The sequence below is a fragment of the Paenibacillus sp. HW567 genome, from assembly GCF_000374185.1.
In the GTDB taxonomy this organism is placed as follows: Bacteria; Bacillota; Bacilli; order Paenibacillales; family Paenibacillaceae; genus Paenibacillus_AQ.
This window is the reverse complement of record NZ_KB910518.1, coordinates 4,348,343-4,362,335: the sequence shown is the minus strand read 5'-3', so window position 1 is coordinate 4,362,335 and position 13,993 is coordinate 4,348,343. Positions and strand designations below refer to the sequence as shown.

Annotated in this window: 3 protein-coding genes; all 3 read left to right on the top strand. The window is 51.9% G+C overall.

Annotation, left to right across the window (positions count from 1 at the left end; translation table 11 throughout):
* Positions 1 to 3 precede the first annotated feature (3 nt).
* The 3 genes from B212_RS31925 to B212_RS0119385 are packed head-to-tail and all read left to right on the top strand — an operon-like array spanning position 4 to position 13,970.
* Positions 4 to 2,652, top strand: a complete 2,649-nt coding sequence (locus B212_RS31925; RefSeq protein WP_019912671.1) for a non-ribosomal peptide synthetase — start codon at positions 4 to 6, stop codon at positions 2,650 to 2,652.
* Positions 2,653 to 2,662: 10 nt separating this feature from the next.
* A complete protein-coding gene (locus tag B212_RS31920; RefSeq protein WP_019912669.1) occupies positions 2,663 to 13,165 on the top strand; it encodes a non-ribosomal peptide synthetase in 10,503 nt (3,500 codons plus the stop codon).
* On the top strand, positions 13,158 to 13,970 hold the full coding sequence (locus tag B212_RS0119385; protein WP_019912667.1) for a transglutaminase-like domain-containing protein: 813 nt from the start codon (positions 13,158 to 13,160) through the stop codon (positions 13,968 to 13,970). The genes B212_RS31920 and B212_RS0119385 overlap by 8 nt, the downstream gene beginning before the upstream one ends.
* Positions 13,971 to 13,993 lie beyond the last annotated feature (23 nt).

The following is a 13,993-nucleotide window of genomic DNA, read 5'->3' as shown; positions in this document are numbered from 1 at the left end:
ATCGTGAAAGGCAATTTCTTCGCAAATGTGCCGTATTTGAATGATGTGTACAAGAAGGAGCATCAATACTGGCTGCACAAGCTGGATGGCCTGCCTGATAAGAGCTGCTTCCCCTGCGAACAGCCTAAAGATCTTCATCGGGAACGCCATATAGAGACAATACCCTTTTCACTGGACCCCGCCCATGCCGGCAAGCTGGTGCACATCAGCAATTACTCCGATGCCCGATTGCATGTGCTGCTGCTCGCGTTCACTTCCGTGTGGCTGTTCAAATATTCGGGACAGACGGATATCGTGCTTGGCACAAGCATCTACAGGCAGCATAGCGATGAGGATTTCATTAATACGGTTCTCCCGGTTCGCGTACAGATTCACAACGACATGCGGATGATTGATTTGATCTCCTTGATGAAGCAGACGGTTTCCGAAGCCGCCCGGCACCAGAACTATCCGTTTGAGCTAATGCTGAAGCAGGCAGGCTTAGAACCCGGTTTTTTGGATGTATCCGTGATAGTGGGCAACATCCAGGACGAGCAGTATCTAACCGGAGCGCTGTCCAATTTCACATTGATCGTCGAAAGGGAGGAGAGCGTGCTCCAGGGGAAGATCAGCTTCAATGCTTCGGTCTACAGTACCGATACGGTTCGCCAATTGCTGGAGCACTTCCATGTGCTGCTGGAGCGGTCGCTTGCAGACTTGCACCGCTCTGTGCAGGAGCTTTCGATTCTGACAGAGAGGGACCGGCGAATTATCGAACGCAGCAATGCGACATCTGCGGGCTTCCCGGAAGAAGCGACGATTCCTTCCCTCTTTGAGGAATGTGCTTTTAAATATCCGCAGCATACGGCAGTCGTAATTGCCAATGAGCGCTTGTCCTACCAAGAGCTGAACCGCAAATCGAATCAAGCGGCCTATCATTTGCGCCGGCTTGGTGTAACGGCCGAATCGGTGGTAGCCTTGATCCTGCCGCCTTCTCTGGAAATGATTATTGGCATTCTGGCGGTCCTTAAGGCGGGAGGCGCGTATTTGCCCATCGACCCGGACCTGCCGGCGCAGAGGATGGACTATATCCTGAAAGACAGCCGGACCAGGCAGATACTAACGGTTCAATCGCTTTCCTTACCGCCAGGGACCGGCGGGGACTGTGAGGTGGTTTTTCTCAATGACCCCGGGCTGGAGCAGTATCCGGGCACCAACTTGGAGCCTGTCATTCATCCTAACGATTTGGCTTATATCATCTATACATCCGGCACTACAGGAAACCCCAAAGGTGTCATGATCGAACACAGAAATGTAGTCCGGTTATTTTTTCACGATAATAACAGGTTTGATTTCACCTGTCAGGATACATGGAGCCTTTTTCATTCGTTTGGTTTTGATTTTTCCGTTTGGGAAATTTTCGGCGCGTTGCTGCATGGCGGCAAGCTGCTGCTGATTCCTGCGCTGCTCAAGACAGATTATCGGTATGTTGTGCAGCAGCTTCGAAATGAGCACGTAACCGTATTCAACCAGACGCCCTCCTCCTTCTACCAATTCATTCAGGAAGAGCTGGCAGATACCGGGGAGAAGCTGCGTTTGCGTTATGTGATTCTTGGCGGAGAGGCTTTGCAGCCGGGGAAGCTGGAGGCTTGGAGAGTGAAATATCCCGGCACCCGGATCATCAACATGTATGGGATTACCGAAACGACGGTGCATACGACGTTTAAAGAAATCGGGGCAGAGCAGATCCAATCAAATCAGAACAACATCGGGGTGCCTTTTTCCACCGTAGAGGTCTATATCTTCAATCAGCAGCATGAGCAAGTCCCTATTGGCACTGTCGGAGAAATATGGGTTGGCGGCGAAGGGGTTGCGCGCGGTTATATCCATCGGGAGGAATGGACCGGAGAAAGATTTCGAACCTGCAGGATTGGGGAGCGCTCGATACGTCTCTACCAGACCGGCGATCTCGGCAGATATCTGCCGGGCGGTGAAATAGAGTATGCAGGGCGCAGCGACAACCAGGTGAAGATAAGAGGGTTCCGCATTGAACTGGACGAAATCTCCGCCCATCTCCTGACGGCAGATTCCATCAAGGAAGCGGTGGTGTCGGCACGGGAGATCGAGCCAAAGAACCACATCCTGGTTGCCTACATTGTAATAAAAGAGGGGCGCGAGGATGCTTTTGATCCCGTGGAAATCAGGCAGTATCTGCAAACGCGTTTAAGCGGTTATATGATCCCTTCCATCCTGCTGCCCATTTCAAAGATCCCGTTGACACTCAATGGAAAAGTGGACTACGGCAAGCTTAATGCCCTCGAGCTTAAGCAGCAGGCCGAAGCGGCGTTGACTCCGCCAAGCACAGCAATGGAGCACATGATTGCGGAGATTTGGAAAAGCGTTCTCAGAATGGATCACATTGGGGTGCATTCGACCATCTTCGATCTGGGAGGAACGTCGTTTGATGCAATCACAATCAGCAAAGCCCTGTCCGAGGCATTGGGGCAAGAGGTGCCGGTTGTCACTTTATTCACCTATCCAACGATAAGTATGCTGGCTAAGATGCTCAAGGCGGACAGTCCTGTGACGGAACTGAATGCCGATTCAAGAGAAGCTTCCATCGAGGAAGGCAAGCGGGCAAGAAGGCAAAAATTACGTCTGTTGAAAAAGTAGGGATGATACCGTGCAAAATTACAATGGTTTGGAAATTGCAGTAATTGGCCTTGCCGGCCGGTTTCCGGGAGCAAGCACGATTTCAGAATACTGGGACAATCTAAAGAACGGCGTTCATTCGGTTCGGACCTTCAGTGAACCGGAATTGATTGCCGCCGGAGTAGATCCGGATGTAGCCGCTAAGGCAGAGTACGTCAAGGCAAAGGGCTATCTGGAAGCAGGCAATTGTTTTGACGCCCGTTTTTTTGACTATACGCCTCTGGAAGCAGAGCTGATGGACCCGCAAATGAAAGTGTTCCATGAGTGTATTTGGGCGGCTCTGGAGGATGCCGGCTATGCGGCGGAGGCGGATCAGCAGCTTGTCGGGCTGTTCGCGGGGGCATCTCCGAATCATATGTGGGAAGGGCTTATGGGGTTGTCCGGCAAAAGCGAGGTTATAGGGCATTGGGCCGCCTCTCAACTGCTGGATAAAGACTATTTAAGCTTGCGGATCGCGCACAAATTAAATCTCAAAGGCCCGGCCCTGTCAATTTATACGGCATGCTCCACCTCTCTCGTCGCTGTGCATATGGCAGCGCAGTCGCTGCTGAACGGCGAGTGCGATGTTGCCTTGGCCGGCGGGGTCACGGTCACCCTGCCTGAGAAAAGCGGTTATGAATATCAGGAGGGAATGATCTTATCCCCGGACGGGAAATGCCGGGCGTTTGACGAAGACGGAAAGGGGATCGTGGGGGGAGATGGGGCGGGCGTAGTGGTCCTGAAGCGTCTGCAGGACGCCCTTGATGACCGTGATCAGATCTATGCGGTGATCAAAGGCTCCGCAGTGAATAATGACGGTCATCACAAAACGGGATTTACAGCCCCCAGCACCCTCGGACAGGCAGAGGTTATTCGGACAGCGCTCAAGCTGGCTGAGGTCCCGCCGGACAGCATTGATTACATCGAATGTCACGGGACAGGGACGCCGCTGGGCGATCCGATTGAACTGGAGGCCCTGGAGCTGGGCTATAACCCGGAGAGAAGGCATACCTGTGCGCTCGGCTCAGTCAAAACCAACATTGGACATCTGGATAGCGCAGCAGGCATCGCGTCCTTTATCAAGACAGTTCTGGCGCTGAAACATAATCTGCTGCCTCCAACGCTGCATTTTCAAACGCCGAATCCGGTGTTGAATGTCATTGAAAAGGGCTTCTATATTAATGACCGGCTGACAGAATGGCCCGTCCAAAACGGGCCTTTGCGGGCCGGGGTCAGCGCGTTCGGCATTGGTGGAACCAACGCCCATATCATTGTCGAGCAAGCACCGCCTCTGCGGGAATCCTCCGCTGGGCGGGAGTGGCAGTTGCTTCCCGTATCAGCGAAAACAACGTCGGCTTTGGCGGGGATCAAAAAGGAGCTGGAGCGGTACTCCAAAGCGGAACAAAGCCGGCTCGAAGATATTGCATATACACTGCAAGTGGGCAGAAAGCATTTTCCCATACGCGAGCTGGTCCTTGTCAACCGGAAGAGCTGCCGGGTCCTTCAATTCACTGAAACGGCAACTAGGGAAGGCACCGCAGGATGGGAGAGCTCTCCGGTGATTTTTGTGATTCCTGACTTTGAGCAGCGGACATGGAGCAAGAGCGAGCTTGATGAGCTTGAGCAATGGTATCAGGAGGAGCCGGGTGCCCGCCGCTGGATGGATCAGGTTCTGGGAATCATTAACCGGCTTATTCCGGGCGAAGCTGCGATAAAGCAGGAGGACCTGTGGAAAGACGAGTACCATGCGGTTCTCGCGTTCGGCAGCTATTATGCGGCAGGGAAATTGTTCATCGAATGGGGATTGCAACCGGAAGCTGTAATCGGGAAGGGGAGCAGTCAATGGCTGGCCGCCTGCCTGGCGGGAGAACTTCCGCTTGAAGAGGCTATGCGTTCCTTTCTGTTGAGTTCGGATGATTGCGGGACGCAGCACCCCAAGACTGAGCGCAGGGCTGCCCGGCGGGAGGAGATTTGGCTGGTGCTAGGTGCAGGGGATGAGGCAGAGCCATTCTTGGACATGCAGACTACTAAGCCGCAAATTATCGCCCTGGACAAGCTGAACAGCTACTCTCTTATGACTGCTGTAGGTTCAATGTGGCTATACGGCAAGGACATCAAGTGGCGGGAATTATATCAATACGAGCAGCGCAACCGACTCTCCTTGCCCGCTTATGCCTTTGACCGTCAGGAGTTCCCGGTAGATACAGCGCTGCTTAACCGGAAGCATCTTCTCAATTCTTCCCGATCCGGGAGCTGCCCCCCGGCAAGAAGTGACGACATCGGCAAATGGTTGTATGTACCTGCCTGGGAAAGCGCCGCTCTTCCTAACTATGAGGGCCGAATGCTCTCCAGCGATGCAGTCTGGCTCCTTTTCAGTGATTCGACCGGCCTGGGAGAAGCGCTCAGCAATCTGCTCAAGCAACAACAGATCCGCTGCGTTATTGTTGAACAAGATGAGCATTACCGGCAAATGACGGCAGATCACTACAGAGTGAATCCACTGCACAGCGAAGAGATGGAACGGCTGTATCGTAGTATGGATACGGTTCCTGATTACATCTGTTATCTCTGGCCGGTCACCTCTATGTTGGAGCCGGAGCTAGCCAATATTGAAATCGGCCAGCAATTGTTTTTGCATCATATTTTGCGTCTGGTCCAATTTGTTGGTTCTGCGGCTGTTACTCAAGAGGTGCTTCTGCAGATTGTTTCGAATGGGCTATATTCAATAACTCAAGAAGAAATGCTGTGCCCGATGAAAGGGCTGCTGCTGGGTGCGGGCAAAATCATTCCTTATGAGTATCCCAATATCAAGGTGTGCCATGTGGATTTCCCGCTGACGGAAGATAATGATTCGCAAAAAAAAGAACAGGCCCGGCATTTGCTCCGGGAATTAAAGTTTGATTTGCCGAACAAGCAGGTCGCATATCGCGGTAAAAGCCGGTGGATTGAAACAATCCATAAGCCGCTTTTGCTGGCCAGCCCGGACAAGATTTCGCTTATCAAGAGCAGTCTTGTCTGTATGATTACCGGGGGGCTGGGAGGAATGGGCTTGGCGCTGGCGGAGTATTTAGCCAAGCAGTATTCAGCCCGCCTGGTTCTGGTGGGCCGTTCTGCTTTTCCGCCGAAAAAGGATTGGGCCCAGTGGGTGAACCGGTCAGATAACGCAGAAGTAACCCGGATTATTCGAACCATTCTAGCGCTGGAAGCGGGGGGAGCGGTGATCGAGGTACACAGTGCCGATATCTCAGATTTCAGCGCCATGCAGCAGGTGATCGCCCAAGCGGAAGCGCGGCTGGGTCCAATCACCGGTGTCCTGCACACGGCTGGCGTTGCCGATTATGCGGGAGTCATCCAGCGAAGAACCCAAGCGATGACCGAAGAGGTGCTGCTGCCCAAGGTTACAGGGACCATCGTTCTGGATACGCTTTTCCGCAGCCGCAAGCTGGACTTTTTTGTTTTATTTTCATCTATCGGCAACTATATCTACGGCCGCAAATTCGGACAAGTGGGATACAATGCCGCAAATGAATTTTTGGATGCCTTTGCACACTACCGCCTACAGCACCGGGAAGGCTTTACAGCCACGATTAACTGGAACGACTGGGCGGAAGCCGGAATGTCCGTAAAAGCGATGGAGAAGAGCCGGGGTCTGCACAAGGAGGTCAACGACCTTCAGTTTGAAGCTGAGGCCATCACGACTGAGCAAGGGGTGAACGTATTCCGGTATATCATGGAGAACCAGATGAACCGGGTAATCGTTTCTGCGCTCGATTTGCCGGCATTGATGGAGGAGAGCAACAACATCAGCGTAGAGGCTATCTTGGAGCAGGAGGCTGCTGCCCATGCAACGGAAGCCGGAACAGTAGCAGCAGGCAGCAGCACGCTTACGGAAGCCGAGCTGCAGCAGCAGATTGCCGGGATCTGGAGTACCGTTTTGGGGATTGCGGCAATCGGCATCGACGAGGATTTCTTCGCCGTGGGCGGGGATTCGCTGAAAGCGATCACCATTATTTCACTGGTCTTCAAAAGACTTGGAGTCAAGCTTCCGCTCCCTGCATTTTTCCACAAGCCAACAATCCGTGAAATCACCCGGGTCCTCCAAGAAGCCAACCAGACGAATTATGCACAGATCAAACGCGCACCCCAAAGAGAGGGCTATCCGTTGACTCCGGGACAGAAAAGACTCTATTTCCTGAGCCAAATGGAGAAGGCAAATAAACAGTACAACAATATCATTGCGCTGCGAGTAAAGGGGCCCTTGAACTACGGGAAATTGGAGGATTGCTTGAATCAGTTGATGCGCAGACATGAGAGCTTGCGAACCTGCTTCCGGAGAATCGACGGGGAATGGGTTCAATGGATTGAGGAGGAGGTTCAGCTAGCCCTTGACACTGTGGCAATCCATGAAACGGTCAATGACAAGCACATCGAGGCATGGATACAGGCTTTTGACTTGGCGGCAGCGCCGTTGTGGAGGGTTGGTGTGTTTAAGGAAAATGAACACCAGCATCTTATTGTGTTCAACATTCATCATATCATCACGGACGGGACCTCCAATGCCATCCTGATCGACGAGTTCACCGCCCTGTATCAAAATGACGGGAGCATCGGCGCCTTGCCGCCATTAACTATACAATACAAGGATTACGCGGAATGGCGGAATGATGGAGCGAATGTCAACAATGAAGCCGCCGAGGGCTATTGGCTGGAAACGTTCTCCGGGGAAATCCCGCTGCTTCATTTACCGGCAGACTTTTCACGTCCGGCATTCAAGACCTACCGGGGGTCCGCGGAGATGTTCAGCATCCCGAAAGAGCAGGTACAGGAAATTAAAGAGCTGGCAGCACAACAGGAAGCGACGCTGTATATGGTGTTGTTTGCGGTTTGGAATATCCTGCTGGCTAAGCTTAGCGACCAGGAGGAAGTCATTGCAGGAATGCCCACCTCGGGAAGAAATCACAGCGATATCGAGCATGTAATCGGCATGTTTGTCAATACTCTTCCGGTTAGAAGCCGGGTTTCCAAAGAGCTGACATTTGCAGAATTTCTGCTGGCCCTGAAAACGAATATTTCCAATGCGCTGGAGCACCAGGATTACCCGTTTGAGGATCTTGTCAGCCGGCTTCAGATTCCCCGTGATTTCGGACGGAATCCCTTGTTTGATGTGATGTTTGCTTTTCAAAATGCCAATGTACAACAGCGGGAAGCCGGTCAGGTCCATCTGAATGAGCTGCAAATAGAGCCTTATCCCTACAAGACAACAACGTCGCGCTTTGATCTGACACTGGACGGCGAGGAGCGGGCAGGCGAGCTTGTTTTCACTTTGGAGTATGCTACGGATTTGTTCAAAAGAGAAACGGTTATGCGCTTTATCCGATATTTCCGTACAATCCTTCAGGAAGTGCTGAAACATCCCTCACAGAGGCTGGGTACCATTCATCTGCTCGATGATCAGGAGGTGGACCGGCTGCTTCACCAGTTCAATCAGACTGCGGGTGAGTATCCGGAGCAACTGACCGTTCATCGGATTTTTGCAGACAGGGTGAAAGAGCATCCGCACAAAGTGGCTGTCACATTCCGCAACCAGAGCATCACGTATGCCGAGCTGGATCTTCGGGCGAAACAAGCGGCATATGCTTTGCAGGCACAAGGAGTCGGCCCCGACCAGATCGTTGCACTCCTTACAACACGTTCGGTTGACATGATCGTAGGAATACTAGCCATATTGCAGGCCGGCGGGGCGTATTTGCCTATTGATCCGGGCCTTCCGGCAAATAGAATTGCTTATATGCTGGATGACTCCCGGGTTCAAGTTATCCTGACCAACACCTCTGTAGAGAACCAGGGAAATCGTGTTGTCATGGACATGCGCAGCTTGGAGAGTGGGCAGGGTGTTCCCCTACCTTTACCGACGGAACACAGCAGCCGCGATCTGGCTTACTGCATGTATACTTCGGGAACTACCGGCTTGCCGAAAGGGATTCTGGTGGAGCACCGCTCCTTAATGAATTTTTTATCAGCGATGCTGGATAGGCTGTCTTTGGGGAAAGATGAGACATTTTTGTGTTTGACAACGGTCTCATTCGATATTTTCTGGGTGGAGAGCATCCTGCCTCTGCTAGCCGGGTACCCGGTGGTCATTGCCGATGAGCTTCAGCAAACAGATGTACACGAATTGCTCACCTTGGTAAGACAGGCGGAGATCAGCGTTATGCAGACCACGCCGTCGCGTCTGAAGCTTCTGCTGTCTGATTCAGAGCCGGCGAAGGCGCTAAGCTCCCTGCGTTACTTGCTTGTCGGAGGGGAGCCTTTGCCACAGGCCTTGGTAGAGCAGGCAAGAAGGATTATGAACAGCAGCCGGATATTTAATCTTTATGGTCCAACGGAAACCACGGTTTGGTCAACGGCACAAGAGGTGACGACAGGTCCCGTAAATATAGGGAAACCGATCAGGAATACACAAATTTATATCCTCAATGACGAGCTTCTGCTGCAGCCCATAGGCGTTCCCGGCCTCTTGTATATCGGCGGTCACGGTGTTGTGCGGGGGTATCAGAACAACCCGGAGCTGACCGACCAGAGGTTCATTGGGAATCCGTACCGTCCGGGTGAACAAATCTATTGTACGGGAGATATAGCCAAGTGGACGGAGGAGGGGGTCATTGAATATTTGGGAAGAGCAGACCTTCAGGTGAAAATCCGCGGCTACCGCATGGAGCTGGCGGAAATCGAGAAGCAGCTCGATACTCATCCGGCAATCGAAAAGTCTGTGGTCTGTGCCCGGCAGGATGCCCAAGAGGAACCAATACTGGTTGCGTATTATACAACAGCCCACACCGTTTCGGGCCGGGAGCTCCGGGAGCATTTGCAGACATTTTTGCCTGTCTACATGATTCCGCAGCATTTTATGCAGATCGACAAAATTCCGCTCATGATTAGCGGCAAGCTCGACGTGAAGGCGCTGCCGCCTGTAACGGGTACGCTGGTTCAACCAAGCGAAGCACGCAAGCCGCAGGGTGAGGTGGAGACGAAACTTCATGAAATTTGGCGGAAAGTAATGCGTATTGAGGATGTGGGTGTGCAGGATGGATTTTTTGAAATGGGCGGAAATTCGATTCAAATCATGCAGCTCGTATATGAGATCAACAAATGGTTCCCGGTGTCCTTTCAGTTTACTCATTTTATTGAACAGCAAACGATAGAGAGGATAGCGGGTTTCATCAAAGAGGCTATAGATGAGGAGCGGGAGCAGGAGTTGCCGTTCATTGCCGCAGATCCTGCCAACCGGCACGAACCGTTTCCATTAACCAATGTGCAAATGGCCTATTACCTGGGCAGAAGCAGCCATTTTGAATTGGGCGGCGTTTCGACCCACTCGTATCTGGAAATTGCCACGGAGCTGGACATTCGCCGGCTGAACCAATGCCTCAATATCCTGATTCGAAGACATCCCGCGCTCCACACTGTGTATTTGCCGGACGCCACACAGCAGATTCTGCCCGAAGTGCCGGAATACCATATTCGTGAATACGATCTGAGCGGATACACTGAAGAAGCCAAAGACGAGAGAATGGATAAAGAAAGAGAGCGAATGTCTCATCATATCTTCAATCCGAAGGTATGGCCGTTGTTTGAAATCGTGGCATTTCACTCTTCCGGGGAGGAGAGCCTGCTGTGCGTCAGCTTTGATCTGCTGATTATGGATGCCTACAGTCTGGAGATCCTGCAGAATGAACTCCTGGCGCTGTATGCTGACCTCTCATTACCGCTGGATGAACTGTCCATTACCTTCCGGGATTACATTGTAGGTTACCAGCAGATGAAAACCACCAAGTGGTATCTGGAAGACAAGGAGTATTGGATGCACAAAGTGGATGAGTTCTCTTTGGCACCCAGCCTCCCTCTGCTGACACAACCGCAGCACGTAAAAAATCCTTATTTCAAGCGGAAGTCGAAGCAATATTCGCACCGGCATTGGCGGCAACTCAAACAAATTTCGCAAAACCATAATTTGACCCCCTCGGCGGTGTTATGCACCGTCTATGCGGAAGTGTTGGCGAATTGGAGCAATCAGCTTGAGTTTGGATTGAATCTGACACTGTTTAACCGGCTGCCCTTGCATTCTGATGTGGACAAGCTGATCGGCGACTTCACCTCTCTCTTGTTGCTGGAGGTGCGCATGAATCCCGGGGATTCCTTCTGGGAGAAAGCGGGCAACGTTCAGCGGGTGCTGATGGAAGCATTGGCCCATCGCCATTTCGACGGTATTGATGTGATGCGGGAAATCAGCAAAAGGAGAGAGCTGGGGAACAAGGCGCTGATGCCGATTGTGTTCACAAGCGCATTGTTTGAAAATGGTGAATACGGCGGGGAAGCAGACGGGGAACAGGGCGATGCCTCTGACGGAAAGCAGAGCACTGGCGGAATCACGCAAACGTCCCAGGTCTATCTCGATAACCAGGTGGCGCTGATTCATGGGAAAATGATCATTAATTGGGACTATATCAGCGAACTGTTTGATCCAGCCCTGATGGATGCCATGTTTGAGCAATATCTTTCAAGAATCGAGGCTATATTGCATTCCCGTGAGGAAATGGACTTTCCGGCTATCCCGGCGTCTGACTATGCCAGCATTCAAGCCTATAATCATACAGAAGCGCCGATTCCCAGCAGGACCTTGCATGGGCTTTTGGAGGAAGCCGCTCACCAAACCCCATATGCGGCAGCCATTGAAGCTGCTGAGGCAAGCATTACTTACAAAGAGCTTGATGAGCGCGCGAACAAGGTCGCCGGTTACCTGCAGAGCCTTGGGGTAAGCCCCGGTGATAGGGTTGGAGTAATTGCCAAGAAGGAAATCACCACCTTTGTCAATCTGTTAGGCATCCTAAAAAGCGGTGCTGCCTACGTGCCGATTGATCCCGAATACCCGCAGGAACGGGTGGATTATATTCGAAACCACAGTCAGTGCAAGCTTGTTCTGGAGGCGCATGATTACGGGCAAAACCATAGAGGGCAGCAGCCGGCGGAGCTACAGCACAGCGCCCATCTGCCGGAAAGCCTGGCTTACGTAATTTATACCTCAGGAAGCACAGGACATCCCAAAGGCGTGATGATTAGCCATAAGGCTGCATGCAATACGGTGCTGGATATCAATCAGAAATTCCAGGTGAATGCTGGGGACCGGATATTGGGCATCTCTTCGCTTTGCTTTGATCTGTCTGTTTATGATATTTTTGGAGCATTTGCTGCGGGGGCAACGCTTGTATTGGTGAAGGATCAGAAGGATATCGGGCAGCTAGCCGCTACCTTGTCAGCCGGTAAGATCACCATCTGGAATTCTGTTCCCGCAATCATGGACCGGGTGGGGGCAGAAATAAGGGCGCAGGGCATGTCTCGGAGCAGCTTTGATTTACGGCTGGTGCTGCTGAGCGGGGACTGGATTCCCCTTCATTTGCCGGAGACCGTCAAGCAGTTGTTCCCTGCAGCCAGGCTGATCAGTTGTGGAGGTGCAACGGAAGCGTCCATATGGTCCATCTATTATCCAATAGATGAGGTAATGCCGCAGTGGACAAGCATTCCCTATGGCCGGCCGTTAGCCAACCAGCAATTGTATGTCCTCAACGGGCAGTTGGACTATTGCCCGCTTGAAGTGCCCGGCGAGTTGTTCATCGGGGGAAGCGGTGTGGCAAACGGCTATCTGAATGATCCGGGGAAGACCAGCCATTCTTTTATCCATCATCCCGAATTGGGGTACATTTACCGGACCGGCGACTACGGAGTATTGCATCGGGAGGGCTGGATGGAGTTCCTGGGCAGGAAGGACCAGCAGGTGAAGGTGGGCGGCTACCGCATCGAGCTGGGCGAAGTGGAGGCGCAATTGCAGCGTTGTGAAGGGGTCCGGCATGCGGTTGTGCTGGCAGCAGATGGAGAAGAAAAGCGTTTGAGCGCCTACCTGATTCCAGACTTTCATTCGGCAGATCAAGCAGCCTTCGTCAATGAAGTCAGAGCACAAATTGCCAAGGTTCTGCCCGAGTATATGATCCCGTATTCTTTTAACGTGCTGGAGCAATTTCCTTTGACTGCGAATGGAAAAATAGATGTACAGGCGCTGCTGAAGCAGCAGCCCCAGGGCAATAAGCAGACATCAGCCTATGCGGCTCCGCGCAATGAAGTTGAAGAGAGGATTGTAAACATCTTTAAGGAGCTTCTGGAAGCGGAGTCTGTCGGTATACTGGACAATTTCTTTGAGATGGGCATCAACTCCGTCCAGATTGCAATGATTAACAATAAGCTGAAGCAGGAATTCCAGAAAGAAATCCCGCTGCTCACCCTGTTCGAATACGCAAATATTCACGCGCTGGCCGAGTATTTAACCGGAAATGATCAGAATGAGCGGGATGAAGCGCCGCAGGAACAAATATTCACACGGAATCAAGGAAGAGAGCGGATGAAGCAACGAAGCGCAAAAAGAAGGGGGTATACGGACAATGAATAAATCTCAGGTACTGCAATTTTACACGGAGTATACTCCGAACACAGACCCGTTCAGCCTGCGCTATCTCTTTGATGAGCTGCCAAGTGATCTGAGCGGGTTATGCCAATTGATTAAATGTCAATTGATTCATCCGGCGACGGTGAAGAAGGTAAGGCATCTGCTTACTTCCTATACCAAAAATGAAGACGAGAAATTCTATACCGTTCAAGACATGCTCGAAGCCTTGGTGGAACGCAATGCCAATGGAATTATCAATGAGCGGCTGCCCCGCGAACGCTTGATTCTCTCCTGCCGTTATCATTCGCTGCTGCTTATCTCCATGCTGCGCTCTCTGGGAGTTCCCGTGCGCTGCAGAGTCGGATTCGCTAGGTATCTCTCCGAGCATCAATTGAAATATATAGATCATTGGATTTGCGAGGTGTGGAACGAAGGCGAATCGCGCTGGATCAGAGTGGACCCCGATATGGAAATTGTCGATCTTCAAGGGGATGATTTCCTGTTGGCCGGAGGTGCCTGGCTGATGGCCAGAGACAAAGAGATCAACCCGCAGCTTTTTGGCGTGAAAAAATCGTGGGGAATGCATTATATTCGCAACAACCTCTGTTATGATCTGCATGCTGTGCTTGGACGGGAGCTGCGATACTGGGATTATCCTCCTATTTGCCAAAAAGGAATAGAGGATATGGATTTCGAGGAGCTGCAATTGCTCGATGAAGTCTCGATGTATCTTCAAGACCCCGATGAGCACTTCGAGCTGCTGCAGGCACTTTTTCTGGAGAATGTACCGCTGCAATTCAACGGGTAGGAGAGCCGAAGGATCAAGAAAGC